This is a genomic window from Isoptericola sp. MSGPD8_1_ISO-PGPR-S23-394 (assembly GCF_058072785.1).
Window position 1 is genome coordinate 2,234,766 of record NZ_CM176517.1, and the last position, 18,592, is coordinate 2,253,357.

Genomic DNA, 18,592 nt, shown 5'->3' on the forward strand with positions numbered 1-18,592 from the left:
CACGGGCCGGTGCGGTCAGCGTGCCGCCGCGATGCGCAGCTCGAGCGAGTCCACGCGGTCCGCGACCACCTTCGCCGCGGCCAGCCGGGCGTTGACCTGGCCGAGGACGGCGTCGAGCCCGGCCCGGTCCAGGCCCGGGTCGAGGGCCAGGACGACGGCGACCTCCGCCTTGCGCCCGGGTTCGGCCGAGGCCCGCACGACGTGCTGGACCGGGGCGGCGGCGTCTCCGATCGCCCGGGCGATCTCGGCGTCGACCTCGACCCCGTCCGCGGTGGGGACCAGCGCCGGCCGCCACTCGACGCCCTGGGCCAGCGCCCACACGGCGGGGCGCGGCACGAGCGCCGTCACCGGACCGGCCGGGTCGACCACCAGCAACGACCACTTCTCGTTGACCGCGGACAGCGCCGCCCGCGCGGCCTCCACCGGGACGGGACGGGCGTCGGAGCGCCAGGTCTGCATCGCGGCGACCGACGTGAAGACCGGCAGGGCGCGCCGGCCGTCCGCGGACTCCAGCGCCACCACGCCGGACGAGGCCTCCTTGTCGACGGTGTGCTCCACCCCGTCCCGCTCGACGGTGCCGGTCGCCTCCACCTCGGCGAGCACGGGCACCAGGACCCGGGTCTCGGCGAGGCGCGCGACGACGTCACGCAGCGGCGTCGTGCCGGCGCGCAGGCCCTCGAGCCGGCGGGCCAGCTCGACGTCGGCCGAGCCGTCGTCCCCGGCGAACTGGCTGGTCGGCTGGATCGACCTCATGGGCGACCCGCGACGTCGAGCGCCTCGGGCAGCGTGAACGCGCCCGCGTACAGGGCCTTGCCCACGACGGCGCCCTCGACCCCCTCGCCCGTCAGCGCCCGCAGCGCCTCCAGGTCCGCGAGGGAGGAGATCCCGCCCGAGGCGACCACCTTCGCCGGGGTGCGGGCGGCGACCTCCCGCAGCAGATCGACGTTCGGGCCGCGCAGCGTGCCGTCCTTGGTGACGTCCGTGACGACGTAGCGCGCGCAGCCGGCGTCGTCGAGGCGCGCGAGGACCTCCCACAGGTCGCCGCCCTCCTGCGTCCAGCCACGGGCGGCGAGCGTGGTCCCGCGCACGTCCAGCCCGACGGCGACCTTGTCCCCGTGCTCGGCGATGACCCGGGCCGTCCACTCGGGGTCCTCCAGCGCGGCCGTGCCGATGTTGACGCGGCGGGCGCCGGTGGCGAGCGCGCGCTCCAGCGAGGCGTCGTCGCGGATGCCTCCGGAGAGCTCGACCTGGACGTCGACCTCGGCCACGACGCCGGCGAGCAGCTCGGCGTTGGACCCCCGGCCGAAGGCCGCGTCGAGGTCGACCAGGTGGATCCACTCGGCGCCCCCCGCCTGCCAGTCGAGGGCGGCGGCCCGCGGGTCGCCGTACGAGGTCTCCGAGCCGGCCTCCCCCTGGACGAGGCGGACGGCCTGGCCGTCGGCGACGTCGACGGCGGGTAGCAGCACGAGGCGTTCGGTCATGCGTCAGGACTCCAGTCGTGAGGGGATGGTGGTGCGGCCGGGACGTCTCACAGCGATCGCACCCAGTTCTCGAGCAGGGTGGCGCCGGCGTCGCCGGACTTCTCGGGGTGGAACTGCGTGGCGGCCAGCGGGCCGTCCTCGACGGCGGCGACGAACCGTGCCGCCCGGTCGTCCGGCCCGTGCGTGGCCCAGGTGACACGCGGCGGCGTGTACCGCGGGTCCGCGGCGTCGTCGTGCCCCTGGGTGAAGGACTGCGCGGCGTAGGAGTGCACGAAGTAGAACCGTTCGTCCTCCACGCCGCGGAACAGGGTGGTGCCCTCGGCCGGCTCGACCGCCGACCATCCCATGTGGGGCACCACGGGGGCCTCGAGCCGGTCGACGACGCCGCTCCACTCCCCCAGCCCGTCCGCCCGGACGTCGTGCTCCACGCCGGCGTCGAACATGACCTGCATGCCCACGCAGACACCCAGGACAGGCCGGCCCCCGGCGAGGCGGCGGTCCACGACCTGGTCGCCGCCGACGGCGCGCAGCCCGTCCATGCAGGCCGCGAACGCGCCGACTCCGGGGACCACCAGGCCGTCGGCCTCGGTCGCCGTCCGGCGGTCGGCCGTCAGCTCGACGTCGGCACCGACACGTTCCAGGGCGCGGACCGCGGACCGCACGTTGCCGAAGCCGTAGTCGAGCACGACCACGCGCGGGCGACCCGCCGGCCGTTCGCGCTCTGCCGGCCGGGCGTTGAGCTCGGCCGCGGCGCCGTCGTCGGGCAGGAGTCCGGACGGGTCCGTCATCCCTCCCTCCTCCGTCCCTTGCGGGCGACCTGGGAGAGCAGTCGTGCGGCCTTGAGCCGCCCGATGCCCGACGACGGGACGACGCCCGGCAGCTCGTCGAGCGCGACGTGGCCGGTCAGCAGGTCCTCCAGGGCGTCGGGCGCACCGCCCAGCACCAGCCCGGCGGGAAGCTCGCCGTCCTCCGTGCCGTCGGCGAACCGCCGGCACGTGAGCTGTTCGCCCTGGCGTGTGACGAGGATCAGCGGCACGCCGGTCACGAGCCGCGAGATCTTGGCGGCCGCCTGCCGGGGCGCGTCACCCGTGCGGTCCCGCAGGACGGCGAGCGCACCGACCGGCGTGGGCACGGCGTCGACCTCCACGTCCGCGAGGACGCACGCGGCCGCCAGCGGCTCGGCGTCCGCCACCTGCGTGATGAGGACGGCGATCTCGGGGTCCTGGGACAGGCCGAGACCGGAGAGGTCGTCGGGGACCTCGAAGTCGTCGGGGATCTCGATCTCGGCGGGGACGTCGGGCAGGTCCCGGCGTCCCGGCTGGTCGGGTGTGGAGGGGCTGGGCACCTTACAGCGCTCCCTTGGTCGACGGGATGCCCTCGACCCGGGGGTCCGGGGCGACGGCGGCCCGCAGCGCGCGGGCCAGGGCCTTGAACTGGGCCTCGACGATGTGGTGCGGGTCCCGGCCGGCCAGGACGCGCACGTGGAGGCAGATGGCGGCGTGGTGCGCGAGCGACTCCAGCACGTGCCGGGTCAGGGAACCCGTGAAGTGCCCCCCGATCAGGTGGTACTCCTGGCCCGCGGGCTCGCCGGAGTGCACGAGGTACGGGCGGCCGGAGACGTCGACGACCGCCTGGGCCAGCGCCTCGTCCAGGGGGACCACGGCGTCGCCGAACCGGGAGATGCCCGTCTTGTCGCCGAGCGCGGCGCGCAGCGCCTGGCCCAGGACGATCGCGGTGTCCTCGACCGTGTGGTGGGCGTCGATGTGTGTGTCCCCGGTCGCCTGGACGGTGAGGTCGAGGAGCGCGTGCTTGCCGAGCGCGGTGAGCATGTGGTCGTAGAACGGCACGGTCGTCGAGATGTCGGTGCGCCCGGTCCCGTCGAGGTTCAGCTCGACGACCACGCTCGACTCGCTGGTGACACGCTCCACGCGTGCGGTGCGGTCTGCCATCAGTTCTCTCCGATCACGTCGGTCAACGCGTCCTTGAACGCCTGGTTCTCTGCCGGTGTGCCCACCGAGACCCGCAGCCAGCCCGCAGGGCCGGTCTCGCGGACGAGCACACCACGGTCCAGCAGGCCCTGCCAGACGGCGTGCCGGTCGTCGAAGGTGCCGAACAGGGCGAAGTTCGCGTCGGTGTCGGCCACCCGCAGCGGCCGGCCGTCGACGCGCTGCGCGCGCAACCATGCCACGAGCTCGTCGCGTCCCGCACGCAGGTCCGCCACCTGGGCGAGCAGCGACCCGCGGTGCGCGAGCGCGGCCCGAGCCGTCGCCTGGGTGACGGCGGACAGGTGGTACGGCAGCCGGACGACCCGGAGCGCGTCCACGAGCTCGGACGACGCCGCGAGGTACCCCAGCCGCAGACCCGCGGCGGCGAACGCCTTGGACATGGTGCGGGTGACCGCCAGGAGCGGGTACCTGTCCAGCAGGGCGAGCGCCGACGGCGTGCCCTCGCGCCGGAACTCGGCGTAGGCCTCGTCGACGACCACGACAGCGGGGACCTGCGCCGCGGCGTCCAGGACGGCCTCGACCGTCCGGGTGTCGAGGGCCGTGCCCGTCGGGTTGTTCGGGCTGGCGAGCAGGACGACCGACGGCCGCTCGGCCTCGATCAGCGCGACCGCGGCGGCCGTGTCGATCGTGAAGTCCTCGGCCCGGCGGCCGGTCACCCACCGGGTGTGCGTGTCCCGGGCGTACTCGGGGTACATCGAGTAGGTGGGAGCGAAGGACACCGCCGTCCGGCCGGGTCCGCCGAAGGCCTGCAGCAGGTGCAGCATCACCTCGTTCGACCCGTTGGCCGCCCACACCTGGGACCGGTCGAGGCGGACCCCCGACTCGACCGCGAGGTAGCTCGCGAGGTCGTCACGCAGCGCGTCGAAGTCTCGGTCCGGGTACCGGTTGAGCCCTCGCGCCGCCTGCGCGACGTGCTCGGCGATGGTCGCCACGACCGCCTCGGACGGCGGGTACGGGTTCTCGTTGACGTTGAGCCGGACGGGCACGTCGAGCTGGGGGGCGCCGTAGGGCACCTCGTCGGCGAGCTCGGGGCGCAGCGGCAGGGCCGGAGCGTCGGGAGTGGTCACCGCACCAGTCTACGAGCGGCCGGGTGATGACCCGACCGGTGTGGCCCGCCGCGGGGGTCAGGCCACCACCACGTCGGTGCCCGAGATCTCGACCGCGATCTCCCCGAGCGGCTCCGGCGCCGGGCCGGACTGCACGGAGGCGTCGGTCAGGGAGAAGACGGACCGGTGGCACGGGCACTCCAGCACGCCGTCGCCCGGCGTGACGGTGCACCCCTGGTGGGTGCAGGTAGCACTGAAGGCGTGCACCTCCCCCTCGGTGGGCTGCGTCACGAGCACCGCTACCCCGGCGACCTCGGCGCCGACGGCCCCGCCGACCGGGACGTCCGCGAGCGCCACGACGACCTCGCCGGCGCCGGCGGAGGAGACGTCGTCGACGGACTGCGCGGGGTCCGTGCCCTCCGCGCACGCCGCGAGCACGCCCCCGCCGGCGACGGCGCCCGCCACGACGCCGGCGCCGCGCAGCACCTGGCGTCGCGAGCAGCACGCGGTGAGGGGCGGGGCCGGGTGCCGGCCGGGGGGACGGCTCGGCGGTAGGTCGAGCTCGGTCATGGCGGTTCCCCTCGGAGTTCTGGTCGGGTCGTGAGTGTCGCGGAGCACACCGGGGTGGCAGCATGTCCATCATGGACGCCCCCACCGGTCGGGTGCCAGCGCCACGCGGCCGCCCCGCCGTCGACCCTTCCTGGGTGTGGCGTTCCCTGGCCGCGGCCGGAGTGCTCGTCTCGGCGGTGGTGCACCTGGTGCTGTGGACGCGCGGCTACGACGACATCCCCCTGGTCGGCCCGCTGTTCCTGGTCAACGCGATCAGCGGTGTCGTCATCGCGGTCCTGCTGCTGACCTGGCGACACTGGCTGCCGCTGGTGGGCGGCATCGTCTTCGGCGCGGCGACGCTGCTGGCGTTCATCACCTCCACCACGTCGAACCTGCTGGGCATCTCGCCCGAGATCGTCGGGCGCGACGAGCTGATCGCCGCGGCCGCGGAGCTCGTCGCGGTCGTCGCCGCCACCATGGCGCTCGTGCGAGAGCAGGCTCGCTGACCCTGTGGACCGGCGCCGTGCGATGTCGTCGGTTCCCCCTACGATCGCAGGGTGACCTCCTCGGACGACCCGTACGCCGACCTCGTGCCCGCCTGGACCGACGCCGACGAGCCGCCGGCCGACGACGCACCCCCGCCGCCCGACGAGGCCGCACCGCCCCGCCCGGTGGACCCGCGGGAACCGGCGGAACCGGCGGACTCGGCCGCGCCGGTCGACCGGGCCGACGCCACCCGACGCGCCAAGCTCGCCATGCTCCGCGGGCTGATGGACACCGCGGGCGGTGAGGGTGGGACCCTGCGTGAGCAGGCCACGGAAGCCCTGCGGGCGCTCGTCGGTCGCGACGACGCCGAGCTGCGCGAGGACCAGTGGAGCGCCATCGAGGCGCTCGTGGCGTTCCACCGCCGCGCCCTGGTCGTCCAGCGCACGGGCTGGGGCAAGTCCGCCGTGTACTTCGTGGCGACCAGCCTGCTGCGCTCGCGCGGCGCCGGCCCGACGGTGATCGTCTCGCCGCTGCTGGCCCTCATGCGCGACCAGGTCGCGGCCGCGGCGCGGGCCGGGATCCATGCCGTCACGATCAACTCGGCCAACGTCACCGAGTGGGAGCAGGTCCACGCCCAGATCGCCGCGGGCGAGGTGGACGTGCTGCTGTGCTCGCCGGAGCGTCTGAACAACCCGTCGTTCCGCGACGAGGTGCTTCCGCGCCTGGCGGCCGACGCGGGCCTGGTCGTCGTGGACGAGGCCCACTGCATCTCCGACTGGGGGCACGACTTCCGCCCCGACTACCGGCGCATCCGCACCCTGCTCGCCGACCTGCCGCCCGGGATCCCCGTGCTCGCCACCACGGCGACGGCGAACGAACGCGTGACCCGGGACGTCGCCGAGCAGATGGCGGTCCGGGCCGGCGCGCACGGCGGTGGTGTCGCCGCGGTCGACGGTGCCATGGCTTCCTCGGACGAGGTGCTGGTGCTGCGTGGCGGGCTGGACCGGGAGTCCTTGCACCTGGCGGTGCTCGAGCTCGGCGACCAGCCCACTCGCGTGGCGTGGCTCGTCGAGGCGCTGCAGGAGATCGACGGCTCGGGGATCGTGTACTGCCTCACGGTCTCCGCCGCGGAGGAGGTCGCCTCCCAGCTGCGGTCCGCGGGTCTCGCGGTGGCCGCCTACACCGGTCGCACGGATCCGACGCAGCGCGCCCAGCTCGAGGAGGACCTCAAGGAGAACCGGGTCAAGGCGTTGGTCGCGACGTCGGCGCTCGGCATGGGCTTCGACAAGCCCGATCTCGCGTTCGTCGTCCACCTGGGGGCACCGTCGTCCCCGATCGCCTACTACCAGCAGGTCGGTCGCGCGGGCCGTGGCGTCGACTCCGCGGTGGTGGTGCTCCTGCCCGGCCACGAGGACAAGGCCATCTGGGACTGGTTCGGGTCCCAGGCGTTCCCCGCCGAGCCGCAGGTGCGCGCGACGCTCGCGGCACTTGGCGATTCGGGCGAGACCCTCTCGACGGCGGCGCTGGAGACCTTCGTCGACCTCAAGCGCTCCCGGCTGGAGTCGATGCTCAAGGTCCTCGACGTCGACGGCGCCGTCCGCCGCGTCAAGGGCGGGTGGGTCGCCACGGGCGCGGAGTGGGTCTACGACGCCGCCCGCTACGAGCGGGTCGCCGAGACGCGCCGGGTGGAGGCGCAGGCCATGCTCGACTACGTCGCCACCGACGGCTGCCGGATGCGGTACCTGCGCGCTCAGCTGGACGACCCGGCGCTCCCGGAGGGCTGGACGTGTGGACGCTGCGACCGCTGCGGCGGTGTCGCGCTGCCCCCGCCCCCGTCGTCGGAGTCGGTCGCCGAGGCCCGCACCGAGATGGACCGCCCCGGCGTCGAGGTCGAGCCCCGCAAGATGTGGCCGTCCGGTCTCGCGGCGCTCGGGCTGGAGGTCAAGGGCAAGATCCCCGCGGCGGAGCGCGCCGAGCCCGGCCGCGCCGTGGCCCGGTTCGACGGTCTCGGGTGGTCAGGGCCGGTGCGGGAGCTGTTCGCGCCGACCACGCCCGACGGCGAGACCCCCGTCGCGCTCCGCACCGCCGCGGCACGGGTGCTCGGCGACTGGGACGCCCTCCGGGCAGCGGCGGACGGCGCCGAGAGCGCGGTGCCGGACGAGGGACCCGAGCGTCCGTTGGTCGTCGAGGGTGTCGTGGCGGTGCGGTCGGTCACCCGGCCGCAGCTCACCTACCACCTGGCCAACGGCCTGGCCTCGTACCTGGGCGTCCCGCTCATCGGGGCGGTCGGTCCGGTGCCCGGGCAGGAGGAACCTGGTCGTCACGACGTCAACTCCGCGATGCGGCTGGCCGGCGTCGCCCGACGCCTGCGGCTCGAGCTCGGGGAGACGGCGCTGGCGGGGCTCCCGGGACGCACGGTCCTGCTGGTGGACGACTGGACGGAGTCGGGGTGGACCCTCACGGTCGCGGCCCGGTTGCTGCGCCAGGCGGGGGCCGCCGCCGTCCACCCGTTCGTGCTCGGGGTCCGCTAACCGTCCAGCAGTCCGCGCACGTCGTCGGCCGCGAGTGACCCGGCGAACGCGCCGGCGTCGTCGTCGACCACGGCGTCGAACAGGGCGGCCTTGCGCCGTGCCAGAGCCAGCACCTTCTCCTCGATCGTGTCCGCCGCGACCATCCGCGTGACCGACACCCGGCGGGTCTGACCGATCCGGTGCGTGCGGTCGACGGCCTGCGCCTCCGCCGCCGGGTTCCACCACGGGTCGAGCAGGTAGACGTAGTCGGCCTCGGTGAGGTTGAGCCCGAAGCCGCCGGCCTTGAGGCTGATGAGGAACACGGGGGCGTCGCCCTGCTTGAACCCACGGATCACCGCGGCCCGGTCGCGGGTGCTCCCGTCCAGGTAGGCCGCGGGCAGGTCGGCCTCGTCGCACCGCTGCTGCACCCGCCGCAGGAACGACGTGAACTGGGAGAAGACCAGCGCCCGGTGCCCCTCCGCCGCGATCTCGACGAGCTGGTCGAGCACCAGGTCGAGCTTGGCCGACGACACCCCGGCGTACGCGTCGTCCACGAGCGAGGCGTCGAGCGCCAGGCGCCGCAGCGTCGTCAGCGACCGGAAGATCGCCGCCCGGTTGGCCTCGAAGTCCGTCAGCAGCCCGAGCAGCCGCTGGCGTTCGCGCTGCAGGTGGGTGTCGTAGACGCGGCGGTGGTCCGGAGTCAGCGGGACGCGCAGCACCTGATCCTGACGCTCGGGCAGCTCCGGCGCCACCTGGTCCTTGGTCCGGCGCAGCATCAGCGGTCGGATGCGGCGGCGGAGCCGGGCCAGCGCCCGGTTGCCCGCCGCGACCACCTTCGGGTCGCCGTCCTGGGCCGCGGCGTCCACGGGTCGGACCGTTTCGGCGCGGAAGCGATGCAGGGACGGATAGAGGCCGGGTGCCACGATCGCGAGCATCGCCCAGAGCTCGGTGAGGTTGTTCTCCAGCGGCGTGCCCGTGATCGCCAGCTTGAACGGCACGTCGAGCCGACGTGCCGTCTGGTTCGCCCGGGTGCGGGGGTTCTTCGCGAACTGTGCCTCGTCGAGGATCAGCCCGGACCACTCGAGCTCCGCGAAGGCCTCGAACTCCAGGCGGTAGACGGCGTACGAGGTGACGAGGACATCGGCTCCACGGGCGACCTCGGCAAGGCTGCGCCCGAGCTTCTTCGTCGTGGCGGGCATGGCCACGACGTCGAGCGCGGGCGTGAACCGCGCCGCCTCGTCGGTCCAGTTCCCCACCACGGAGGCGGGCGCCACCACGACGAACGGGGGCGCGCCCGCGGCCTCGGCGCGCGCCCGGGCGAGGAAGGCGAGCGCCTCGACCGTCTTGCCGAGCCCCATGTCGTCGGCGAGGATCCCGCCGAGGTCGTGCTCCCACAGGTAGGTCAGCCACTCGTACGCCTGGTGCTGGTAGGGCCGCAGCTCGGCGTGCAGGCCGGCAGGTGCCTCCAGCGGCCGCGGCGTCCGGCCGTCCTCGGCGAGCGTGCGCAGCCCGGCGGCCGCGCGGCGCCACCGGTCCGGGACGTGCACGTCGTCGGCCGCGTCCTCGAGCTCACCGAGGAGCTGGGCGTCGTAACGGCTGAGCCGGACCCGGCCCGTCCGGTCGCCGAGGGTCGTGGCCTCCTCGATGAGCGAGCGCAGTCGCACGAGCGAGGGCTGGTTCAGCAGCAACCACGAACCGTCGACGAGGAGCAGCCGCTTGCGCCCCTGGGCGAGCGCCGTGAAGAGCCGCGTGAAGGGGACCTCCCGGCCGGCCACCGTCACGGAGAGGCCGAGGTCGAGCCAGTCGGCGTCCCCCGACGGTGCCCCGTCGACAACCACGCGCGCCGGGCCGTCGAGATGGTGGTAGTCGGGTGCGGGGTCACCGTCGACGACGACTCCGGCTGTCGTGAGCGCGGGTAGCACGTCGTGCGCCAGGTCGAGGGCGTCCAGCCCGGTGAAGCGGTGCTGGTCGTCGAGCTCGAACCTCTCGAACCCTGCGATCCCGCGCACCACGGACGTGGCCTTCTCGCCGATCTCCAGCTCGGCCTCCGGGTCGCGGGCCGGGTCCAGCACCCCGCCCGTCAGCGGGACGGTGGACGTCTCCCGCTCGCCACGCGGGTAGCGCCACGTCCAAGTGACCTCGGCATGCTCGGGCGAGTCGAACCGGAGGGTGGCGACGAGCTGCGGCCGAGGGTTCTCGGGCAGGTCGACGCTCCCATCCGAGACGACGCGGGCCGCGCGGCGCAGGGCGGGCAGGTGCTCGGTGAAGAACTCGTCGACGTCGGCTGCCGGCACGTCCGTGGGGCCGAGCGCCACCAGCTCACGCGCCCCCTCCCCCAGCCGCCGCGGGGTGGGGCCGATCCGGAGCACCGTCCGGCCGTCCTCGGCCTCGGCGGCGTACAGACCGGTGTCCCCCACGGCGCCGAGCCGGGCCTCGGTCGTCGCGTCGGAGCCGTCGTGCGCGACGACCGGGGACAGCCGCACGCCGTCGGTGGTCGCCGCGACCTGCAGACGGACCGTCGCCGTCCTCGCCAGGTGGACCTCGTCGCGGACCCCGTGCCCGACGAACGGGATGCTCAGGTCGACGGCCTCCGCGAGGAGCGCCCAGAGTCCCCGCCCACCGGCGCCGAGCGGGCGCCACCCGTCGCGGGACCGTCCGGAGCCGTCCCCGAGGCCGGCCCCCAGGTCGGCGAACCAGCGACGCACCTCGGGAGCGGGCGTGGCACGGACGCCGGCGAACGCGTAGAGACCACGCGCCAGAGCGTCCCAGCTCGCCTCGGGAGCGGTCTTCCAGCCCCCGTTCCGCGACGGGACGACCGGTCGGACCGACAGCCCGGGGGCCGCTTCGCCCAGCGCACCGTCGAGGCGGAAGCGCAGCGCGACCGGCAGCACACCGCCCGACGCCGGTGCCGCCGTCGGCCCGGTGACCCCCGTGACGGTGGCGAGGCGGCCTCGCCAGTCGGAGCCCCGCACGCCACCGGGGCCCTCCTCGCCGTGCGGGCGCACGTGGAGCAGCGTGGCCGCGACATGCTTGCAGTCCACACCGACGGGGCACGAGCACGAGGACTCCTCGAGGACGTACCGGTCGGCGTCGTCGACAGCGAACCACATGCGGCATGAGTAGGGACGGGGACCGCTGCCCGCCACCTGTGCGGTCAGCAGCATGGCCTCGCCGTCCCAGCGCCACGAGGCGACCATCCCGGCACGTTGGTAGCCCTGCGCCCGCCGGAACGTCACCGTGCCGACGATCCCGCCCACGACGAGCGGGTCGAGGCGGGGCGGGGCCGACGGCATGGGTCCATGCTCGCACCCGGATCCGACACCGTGCGCCGAGACGGGTGTCGCTTGGCACACTCTTTCGCGACGGGAGACGTCCGGGAGGGAGGATGAGGGGATGGACGACGAACCGTCCCGGTGGCGACGGCGGCTGCTCGGCGGTCTCGCCGTGGTCGTGCTGGGTGCTGCGGCGCTCCTCGCCGCCACCTGGGCCGGGCAGCGCCACCTCGTCTACCACCCCGACCGCGACGACCCCGGCCCGGCGGCCGTGGCCGTCGACGGCGCCACGGACCTCACGCTGCGCACCGCCGACGGCCTGGAGCTCACCGCCTGGTTCGTCCCGGCCGCCGCCACGGGCCGCGACGCCGCCGTGCTCGTGGCCCCCGGCAACGGCGGGAACCGGATCGACCGTGCCGGGCTCGCCGAGCACCTCGCGAACCGCGGCTTCGCGGTGCTCCTGCTCGACTACCGCGGCTACGGGGGCAACCCCGGCCGGCCGGACGAGGCGGGGCTGCTGCTCGACGCCCGGGCCGCCCAGCGTGCGCTCGAGGCGCAGGGCTTCCCGGCCCGTCGGACGGTCCACCTCGGGGAGTCGCTCGGCGCCGCCGTCGCGACGGCACTCGCCGCCGAGCTGCGACCCGCGGCCCTGCTGCTGCGCTCCCCCTTCACCTCGCTCGCCGACACCGCCGCCCATCACTACCCGCTGCTCCCGGTCGACGCGCTGCTGCGCGATCGGTACGACGTCGTCACGCCGCTCGCCGACGTCCCCGTCCCGGTCACCGTGGTGCACGGCACCGCCGACACGATCGTGCCCCCGGAGCAGTCCACCACGGTCGCACGCGCCGCCCCCCACCTGGTGGAGCACCTCGTCCTGCCCGGTGCCGGGCACAACGACCCCGTGATGTTCGGTCCCGAGATCGCGGACGCCGTCGTCCGCCTCGCCGACCGGGCCGGGCTGTGACGGCGAGCCAGGCCGGCAGGGCCACCGGGCACCAGGACGGGGAGCCGTCGCGGCTCAGAACCGGCCGCGCACCGCCTCGCCGTGGGCGGGCAGGTCCTCGTCGTTCGCGACGGCGACGATGCGGTCGGCCAGCTCGGCGAGCGCCTCACGCGAGTAGTCGACCACCTGCACCGACTTCAGGAACGCGTGCACGCCCAGCCCGCTGGCGAAGTGGGCCGTGCCACCGGTGGGCAGCACGTGGTTGGAGCCGGCCATGTAGTCGCCCAGCGAGACCGGCGCGTACGGACCGACGAAGATCGCTCCGGCCGAACGGACCCGCTCGGCCCGGGCCGCGGCGTCCACCGTCTGGATCTCCAGGTGCTCGGCGCCGTAGGCGTCCACGACCGCCAGGCCCTGCTCGAGGTCGTCGACCAGGACCACCGCCGACTGCGGGCCGGCGAGCGCCGTCGTGACCCGGGCGGTGTGCTTCGTCGCGTCCGCCAGGTCCACGAGCTTGGACTCCACGGCACCGGCGAGCTCCACGGACGGGGTGACCAGCACCGAGGCCGCCATCGGGTCGTGCTCCGCCTGGCTGATGAGGTCGAGCGCCACGTGTCCGGCGTCCGCCGAGTCGTCGGCCAGCACCGCGATCTCGGTCGGCCCCGCCTCGGCGTCGATCCCGACGACGCCTCGTACCAGCCGCTTGGCGGCCGCGACGTACACGTTGCCCGGTCCGGTGACGACGTCGACCGGCTCGCAGAGCACGTCGCCGTCCACCGGCTCGCTCCCGGCCGCGCCGTAGGCGAACATCGCCACCGCCTGCGCTCCCCCGACGGCGTAGACCTCGTCCACGCCGAGCAGCGCGCACGCCGCCAGGATCGTCGGGTGCGGGAGGCCGCCGGAGTCCTGCTGCGGGGGCGAGGCCACCGCGAGGGTGGGCACGCCCGCCTCCTGGGCGGCGACGACGTTCATGATCACCGACGACGGGTAGACCGCGAGCCCTCCGGGCGCGTAGAGGCCCACACGGTGGACGGGGATCCAGCGCTGACGCACCTCCGCGCCGTCCGCGAGGACGGTGGTGTGCCCGGTCGGCACCTGGTCCGCGTGCACGGCCCGCACCCGGGCGATCGCCTCCTCCAGCCCGTCACGGACGACGGGATCGAGGCCGGCCAGCGCCTCGTCGAGCGCGTGAGCGGGCACCCGCAGATGGTCGGGGCGCACCCCGTCGAAGCGTTCGCCCAGGTCACGCAGCGCGGCGGCGCCGCGGGTCCGGACGTCGGACAGGATCGGAGCGACGGCGTCGACGGCCTGCTCCACCCCGACCTCCGGGCGCGGCAGCACCCGCAGGAGCTCGGTGCGGGACAAGACCTGCCCGCGAAGGTCGATGCGTTGGATCACGGCACCAGTCTAGGTCGTCGGCGCCGGACGGCCCGGTGCGGTCCGTCCCCCGGTCGCCCACCGTGCCGACCCTGGACGTCCGGCCGCCCAGGGCTGGGAGAATGGATGGATGGACACCCCGATCGAGGTCCCCATCCGCGACGACGTCATCCGGCTCGGCCAGTTCCTCAAGCTCGCCGGCCTGGCCGAGTCCGGGAACCACGCCCGCGACCTCGTGGCCGACGGCGACGTCCGCGTCGACGGCGAGACGGAGACCCGCCGCGGCCGCCAGCTGCGCGCGGGAGCACGCGTCACCGTCGCCGGCCCCGAGGGCGAGGAGACCGCGGTCGTCGTTCAGGACGACATGTAGGCCGACGCCATCACCCGGTCGGGGGTCAGCCGCAGCACGATCCGGTCCGGGTCGTGCTGCAGCTGGCGGAAGCGCTTCGCGTACCGCCGCACGGCCTCGGCCACCTCGTCGGCGTCCTCGACGACGGTGATCGTGCCCTCGAGGGTCATCCAGCGGCCACCGTCGACCTGACACACCGCGGCCCGCGGGGGTTCTCCGTCCGGCCCGCGCCGGCGGGCGTTGCGCGCCTTGACCGAGGTGCGCCGCGCGGTGATCCGCACGACGCCGTCCTCCGCGTCCCAGGTGTACGCCACGGGGACAACGTGCGGCGTGCCGTCGGCACGCAGCGTGGTCAGCGTGGCCAGGTGACGTTCCGTGACGAAGACGAGCTGTTCGGGGTTCAGGCGGATCACAGGTGCGAGCCTACGCGGTCGGGCCCGCGGTCCCGTCCGGAGCCGAGAACCCGCGCTCGAGGTAGCGCGGGACGGCGCCGTCGTGCAGAGCGCGCAGGACGACGGCCTCGTGCGGGACGACCGGCTCCGGCAGCCGGACCAGCGGGAACCAGCGCAGGTCGGCGGCCTTGTCTGCCTCCTGCAGCGCCGGGTCCCCGTCCCAGCGCGTGGCGGCGAAGAAGAAGTCCACGCGCTGCTCGAGGGCGGGACCGCCCGGCAGCCCCCGGTGCTGCACGGTGAGCGCCTCGAGGTCCGACGGCGCCACCGTGACGCCGAGCTCCTCGCGCGCCTCCCGCACGGCCGCGTCCCGTGCGGACTCCCCCTCCTCGACGTGGCCGGCCGCACCGGCCGCCCAGTACCCGTCCATGAACCCGGTGCCGGACCGCAGCTGCAGCAGCACCTGGCCCTCGCGGCGCAGGAGCACGTAGGCGGCGGGCACCACCCGGAAGCGGTGGTCCGCGCTGCCGTCGTTGTGGCGGACGTGCTCGCTCATGACAGACAGCTCGGGCCGAGCAGCGCCTTGAGGTCCCCGAACAGGGCCGGCGACTTCTCCACGCGCAGGCGGTCCGCAGCCCGGACCACCGTCGTCTTGCCGGGCTCGGCGACGTGCACGTGCACCTCGGCAGGCCCCGGGTGCGAGGCCAGCACCTCCCGGAACCTCACCATCACCGGTTCGACGCAGCGGGTGTGCGGCACGGTCACCTGGACCGGCGAGTCGGCCACGGCCGAGGTGTCCGGCAGCGTCACCTCCTGGGCCTGCAGCTGCATCTGCTCGTCGCGGCGTCGCACGCGACCCTTGAGCGTGACGACCTGGTCCTCGGCGAGCACCGTGGAGTACGCCAGGTAGGTCTCCCCGAAGAACATCACCTCGACCGAGCCCTCCAGGTCCTCGATCGTCACCGCGGCCCACGGGTTGCCGTTCTTGCTCATCTTGCGCTGCACCGAGGTCAGCAGCCCGGCGACCGTCACCGACGAACCGTCCGGCCGGCCCTCGTCCGCCACGAGCGACGCGATCGAGGTGTCCGCCGCGCGGGCCAGCACGTGCTCCATCCCCGACAGCGGGTGGTCCGACACGTACAGTCCCAGCATCTCGCGCTCGAAGGCGAGCCGCTGCTTCTTGTCCCAGTCGGGCAGGTCCGGGACCTCGACGGCGAACGTCACCGCGTCGTCGGCCGCGCCGCCGCTGCCGCCGAAGTCGGCGAACAGGTCGAACTGTCCCTCGGCCTCCTTGCGCTTGACCGAGATCACCGAGTCCACGGCCTGCTCGTGGACCACGAGCAGCGCACGTCGCGGGTGCCCGAGGGAGTCGAAGGCGCCTGCCTTGATCAGCGACTCGATGGTGCGCTTGTTGCACACGACGGCCGGCACCTTGTCCAGGAAGTCGGTGAACGAGGTGAAGTCCCCGTGCTCCTCGCGCGCGGCGATGATCGCCGAGACCACGTTCGCCCCGACGTTGCGCACCGCCGTGAGCCCGAAGCGGATGTCGTCGCCCACGGCGGTGAACTTCGCCGCGGACTCGTTGACGTCGGGCGGCAGGACGGTGATGCGCATCCGACGGCACTCGCCGAGGTACAGCGCCATCTTGTCCTTGTCGTCCCGCACGGACTGCAGCAGGCCCGCCATGTACTCCGTGGGGTACTTCGCCTTGAGGTACGCCGTCCAGTAGGCGACCAGGCCGTAGCCGGCGGAGTGCGCCTTGTTGAACGCGTAGCCGGCGAACGGGACCAGGACGTCCCACACGGCCTTGATCGCGGCGTCGGAGTAGCCGCGCTCCTTGCAGCCCGCCTCGAAGTTCACGAACTCCTTGGCGAGCACCTCGGGCTTCTTCTTGCCCATGGCCCGGCGCAGCAGGTCGGCCTGACCCAGCGAGTAGCCCGCGAGGATCTGCGCGGCCCGCTGCACCTGCTCCTGGTAGACGATCAGGCCGTACGTCTCGTCGAGGACCTCCGACAGCGGCTCGGCCGTCTCCGGGTGGATCGGCTCGATCTTCTGCAGACCGTTCTTGCGCAGCGCGTAGTTGACGTGCGAGTTCATGCCCATCGGGCCCGGGCGGTACAGCGCGATGACGGCGGAGAGGTCGTCGAACTTGTCGGGACGCATCTGCCGCAGCAGCGAGCGCATCGGGCCGCCGTCGAGCTGGAACACCCCCAGCGTCTCGCCCCGGGCCAGCAGCTCATAGGTGGCGACGTCGTCGAGCTCGACGTGCTCGATCTCGACCGCGTACTTGCCGTTCATCGTGATGTTCTCGAGCGCGTCGTCGAGGATCGTCAGGTTGCGCAGCCCGAGGAAGTCCATCTTGATCAGGCCGAGACCCTCGGACGTCGGGTAGTCGAACTGCGTGATGACCGCGCCGTCCTGCGGCCGGCGCATGATCGGGATGACGTCGATGAGCGGCTCGCTGGACATGATCACGCCCGCGGCGTGCACGCCCCACTGCCGCTTGAGGCCCTCGATGCCCCGGGCCGTCTCCACGACACGCTGCGCCTCCGGATCGGTGTCGTGCACCTGGCGGAACTCGGCGGCCTCGGAGTAGCGCTCGTGCTGGGGGTCGAAGATCCCCGACAGCGGGATGTCCTTGCCCATGACGGGCGGCGGCATCGCCTTGGTGAGCTTCTCCCCCATCGCGAACGGGAAGCCGAGGACCCGCGAGGCGTCCTTGAGGGCCTGCTTGGCCTTGATCGAGCCGTAGGTGACGATCATCGCCACCCGGTCGTCGCCGTACTTGTCGCTGACGTACCGGATCACCTCGGAGCGCCGGCGCTCGTCGAAGTCGACGTCGACGTCGGGCATCGAGACCCGCTCCGGGTTGAGGAACCGCTCGAAGATCAGCCCGTGCTCCAGCGGGTCCAGCTCGGTGATGCCCATGACGTAGGAGACCATCGAGCCGGCCGCCGAGCCACGGCCCGGGCCGACGCGGATCCCCTGCTCCTTGGCCCAGTTGATGAAGTCCGCGACCACGAGGAAGTACCCCGGGAAGCCCATCTGGATGATGACCTCGGTCTCGTACTTCGCCTGCGCGCGGACCTCGTCCGGGACCCCCGCCGGGTAGCGGCGGTGCAGGCCGTGCTCGACCTCCTTGACGAACCAGGAGATCTCGTCCTCGCCTTCCGGCACGGGGAAGTTCGGCATGTAGTTGGCGCCGGTGTCGAAGGAGACCTCGCACCGCTCGGCGATGAGCAGCGTGTTGTCGACCGCCTCCGGCATCTCCGCGAAGAGCCGCCGCATCTCGGCACCGGACTTGACGTAGAAGTTGTCGCCGCTGAACGCGAACCGGCTGCCGCCCTGGTCGTAGGTCGGCTCGTCGAGGGTCGAGCCGGAGTTGACCGCCAGCAGCACCTCGTGCGCGTGGGAGTCCTCCTGCTTGGTGTAGTGCAGGTCGTTCGTCGCGACCAGCGGCGCGCCGATGTGCTCGGCGAGGCGCAGGAGGTCCTTGGACGTGCGGGACTCGATCTCGATCCCGTGGTCCATGAGCTCGACGAAGTAGTTCTCCTTGCCGAAGATGTCCTGGTACTCCCCGGCGGCCCGCACGGCCTCGTCCCACTGGCCGAGGCGCAGGCGCGTCTGGATCTCGCCCGACGGGCAGCCCGACGTGGCCATCAGCCCCTCGGAGTAGGTCTCGAGCAGCTCGCGGTCCATGCGCGGCCACTTGCCCATCTGACCGTCCAGGGACGCCAGCGACGACGCCCGGAACAGGTTGTGCATGCCCGTGTTGTCCCGCGACCACAGCGTCATGTGGGTGTACGCGCCGCCCGCGGAGACGTCGTCGCGCCGCTGGCCCTGCTCGCCCCACAGGACCTTCGTGCGGTCGTGCCGGCTCGTGCCCGGCGTGACGTACGCCTCGACGCCGATGATCGGCTTGACCCCGAACTTCTGCGCCGTGCTCCAGAAGTCGAACGCCCCGAAGAGGTACCCGTGGTCGGTGATCGCGATCGCCTTCTGGCCCAGCCGCGCCACCTCGGTGAACAGGTCGTTCATCCGCGCCGCGCCGTCCAGCATCGAGTACTCGGTGTGGACGTGGAGGTGGACGAAGTCGTCCGCCTTGTCTCCGGTGTGGGCAGGTGCAGCGGCGTCCGACATGGCCACGAGTCTAGGTCCCGACGGTGACATCTCCGACGAGCCGC

At 73.7% G+C, this 18,592-nt stretch carries 16 protein-coding genes; 4 read left to right on the plus strand and 12 right to left on the minus strand.

What is annotated here, in order from left to right; genetic code table 11:
• Positions 1-15: 15 nt before the first annotated feature.
• From AC3RJ8_RS10260 to AC3RJ8_RS10290, 7 genes are read right to left on the minus strand one after another with little or no spacing between them, the layout of a single operon-like run.
• Positions 16-753: an SseB family protein gene (locus tag AC3RJ8_RS10260; protein WP_489712536.1), complete on the minus strand. Its 738-nt coding sequence runs from the start codon at positions 751-753 to the stop codon at positions 16-18.
• The gene (priA, locus tag AC3RJ8_RS10265) at positions 750-1,481 is read right to left on the minus strand and encodes a bifunctional 1-(5-phosphoribosyl)-5-((5-phosphoribosylamino)methylideneamino)imidazole-4-carboxamide isomerase/phosphoribosylanthranilate isomerase PriA (protein WP_489712537.1); all 732 of its coding nucleotides are present in this window, start codon (positions 1,479-1,481) and stop codon (positions 750-752) included. Before priA ends, AC3RJ8_RS10260 begins: the two co-directional genes overlap by 4 nt.
• Positions 1,482-1,528: 47 nt before the next feature.
• Positions 1,529-2,269, minus strand: coding sequence for an imidazole glycerol phosphate synthase subunit HisH (hisH, locus tag AC3RJ8_RS10270; protein WP_489712538.1), 741 nt, complete (start codon positions 2,267-2,269; stop codon positions 1,529-1,531).
• On the minus strand, positions 2,266-2,826 hold the full coding sequence (locus tag AC3RJ8_RS10275; RefSeq protein WP_489712539.1) for a hypothetical protein: 561 nt from the start codon (positions 2,824-2,826) through the stop codon (positions 2,266-2,268). Before AC3RJ8_RS10275 ends, hisH begins: the two co-directional genes overlap by 4 nt.
• 1 nt (position 2,827) lies before the next feature.
• Positions 2,828-3,430 (minus strand): imidazoleglycerol-phosphate dehydratase HisB, encoded by a 603-nt coding sequence (gene hisB / locus AC3RJ8_RS10280; RefSeq protein ID WP_489712540.1) that lies wholly within the window; start codon positions 3,428-3,430, stop codon positions 2,828-2,830.
• Positions 3,430-4,554, minus strand: coding sequence for a histidinol-phosphate transaminase (locus AC3RJ8_RS10285; RefSeq protein WP_489712541.1), 1,125 nt, complete (start codon positions 4,552-4,554; stop codon positions 3,430-3,432). The genes hisB and AC3RJ8_RS10285 overlap by 1 nt, the downstream gene beginning before the upstream one ends.
• A 57-nt stretch (positions 4,555-4,611) precedes the next feature.
• On the minus strand, positions 4,612-5,103 hold the full coding sequence (locus AC3RJ8_RS10290) for a Rieske (2Fe-2S) protein (RefSeq protein WP_489712542.1): 492 nt from the start codon (positions 5,101-5,103) through the stop codon (positions 4,612-4,614).
• A 71-nt stretch (positions 5,104-5,174) separates the two neighbouring features.
• Here AC3RJ8_RS10290 and AC3RJ8_RS10295 point away from each other — a divergent pair, with 71 nt between their 5' ends.
• Entirely contained in the window at positions 5,175-5,588 is a 414-nt protein-coding gene (locus AC3RJ8_RS10295) for a hypothetical protein (RefSeq protein WP_489712543.1), read from the plus strand.
• Between the two features lie 249 nt (positions 5,589-5,837).
• Positions 5,838-8,099, plus strand: coding sequence for a RecQ family ATP-dependent DNA helicase (locus tag AC3RJ8_RS10300; protein ID WP_489715618.1), 2,262 nt, complete (start codon positions 5,838-5,840; stop codon positions 8,097-8,099).
• Here the strand turns inward: AC3RJ8_RS10300 and AC3RJ8_RS10305 are convergent.
• Positions 8,096-11,371 carry a DEAD/DEAH box helicase gene (locus tag AC3RJ8_RS10305; RefSeq protein ID WP_489712544.1) on the minus strand — a complete coding sequence of 1,092 codons (3,276 nt, stop codon included), beginning with the start codon at positions 11,369-11,371 and terminating at the stop codon, positions 8,096-8,098. The genes AC3RJ8_RS10300 and AC3RJ8_RS10305 overlap by 4 nt on opposite strands.
• Positions 11,372-11,471: 100 nt before the next feature.
• Here AC3RJ8_RS10305 and AC3RJ8_RS10310 point away from each other — a divergent pair, with 100 nt between their 5' ends.
• Positions 11,472-12,314 carry an alpha/beta hydrolase gene (locus AC3RJ8_RS10310; protein ID WP_489712545.1) on the plus strand — a complete coding sequence of 281 codons (843 nt, stop codon included), beginning with the start codon at positions 11,472-11,474 and terminating at the stop codon, positions 12,312-12,314.
• Positions 12,315-12,368: 54 nt separating this feature from the next.
• Here AC3RJ8_RS10310 and hisD read toward each other — a convergent pair whose 3' ends face one another.
• On the minus strand, positions 12,369-13,691 hold the full coding sequence (hisD, locus tag AC3RJ8_RS10315) for a histidinol dehydrogenase (RefSeq protein ID WP_489712546.1): 1,323 nt from the start codon (positions 13,689-13,691) through the stop codon (positions 12,369-12,371).
• A gap of 109 nt (positions 13,692-13,800) precedes the next feature.
• On the opposite strand from hisD, the gene AC3RJ8_RS10320 reads away from it, so the two are divergent.
• Positions 13,801-14,040 carry an RNA-binding S4 domain-containing protein gene (locus tag AC3RJ8_RS10320; RefSeq protein ID WP_489712547.1) on the plus strand — a complete coding sequence of 80 codons (240 nt, stop codon included), beginning with the start codon at positions 13,801-13,803 and terminating at the stop codon, positions 14,038-14,040.
• On the opposite strand, the gene AC3RJ8_RS10325 is transcribed toward AC3RJ8_RS10320, so the two are convergent.
• Genes AC3RJ8_RS10325 through dnaE form a run of 3 tightly spaced genes read right to left on the minus strand, consistent with a single transcriptional unit; the run spans position 14,025 to position 18,548 of the window.
• Positions 14,025-14,432 (minus strand): pyridoxamine 5'-phosphate oxidase family protein, encoded by a 408-nt coding sequence (locus AC3RJ8_RS10325; protein ID WP_489712548.1) that lies wholly within the window; start codon positions 14,430-14,432, stop codon positions 14,025-14,027. The two genes, AC3RJ8_RS10320 and AC3RJ8_RS10325, sit on opposite strands and share 16 nt — an antisense overlap.
• A 10-nt stretch (positions 14,433-14,442) precedes the next feature.
• Complete coding sequence (locus AC3RJ8_RS10330) at positions 14,443-14,964, minus strand: NUDIX hydrolase (RefSeq protein ID WP_489712549.1); 522 nt, start codon at positions 14,962-14,964, stop codon at positions 14,443-14,445.
• On the minus strand, positions 14,961-18,548 hold the full coding sequence (dnaE, locus tag AC3RJ8_RS10335) for a DNA polymerase III subunit alpha (RefSeq protein ID WP_489712550.1): 3,588 nt from the start codon (positions 18,546-18,548) through the stop codon (positions 14,961-14,963). Before dnaE ends, AC3RJ8_RS10330 begins: the two co-directional genes overlap by 4 nt.
• Positions 18,549-18,592: the final 44 nt, after the last annotated feature.

Coding starts and splice junctions, on each gene's coding strand:
- AC3RJ8_RS10260 (WP_489712536.1), bottom strand. CDS start 753: ATGAGGTCGATCCAGCCGACCAGCCAGTTCGCCGGGGACGACGGCTCG.
- priA (WP_489712537.1), bottom strand. CDS start 1,481: ATGACCGAACGCCTCGTGCTGCTACCCGCCGTCGACGTCGCCGACGGC.
- hisH (WP_489712538.1), bottom strand. CDS start 2,269: ATGACGGACCCGTCCGGACTCCTGCCCGACGACGGCGCCGCGGCCGAG.
- hisB (WP_489712540.1), bottom strand. CDS start 3,430: ATGGCAGACCGCACCGCACGCGTGGAGCGTGTCACCAGCGAGTCGAGC.
- AC3RJ8_RS10290 (WP_489712542.1), bottom strand. CDS start 5,103: ATGACCGAGCTCGACCTACCGCCGAGCCGTCCCCCCGGCCGGCACCCG.
- AC3RJ8_RS10295 (WP_489712543.1), top strand. CDS start 5,175: ATGGACGCCCCCACCGGTCGGGTGCCAGCGCCACGCGGCCGCCCCGCC.
- AC3RJ8_RS10300 (WP_489715618.1), top strand. CDS start 5,838: ATGCTCCGCGGGCTGATGGACACCGCGGGCGGTGAGGGTGGGACCCTG.
- AC3RJ8_RS10305 (WP_489712544.1), bottom strand. CDS start 11,371: ATGCCGTCGGCCCCGCCCCGCCTCGACCCGCTCGTCGTGGGCGGGATC.
- AC3RJ8_RS10310 (WP_489712545.1), top strand. CDS start 11,472: ATGGACGACGAACCGTCCCGGTGGCGACGGCGGCTGCTCGGCGGTCTC.
- AC3RJ8_RS10320 (WP_489712547.1), top strand. CDS start 13,801: ATGGACACCCCGATCGAGGTCCCCATCCGCGACGACGTCATCCGGCTC.
- AC3RJ8_RS10330 (WP_489712549.1), bottom strand. CDS start 14,964: ATGAGCGAGCACGTCCGCCACAACGACGGCAGCGCGGACCACCGCTTC.
- dnaE (WP_489712550.1), bottom strand. CDS start 18,548: ATGTCGGACGCCGCTGCACCTGCCCACACCGGAGACAAGGCGGACGAC.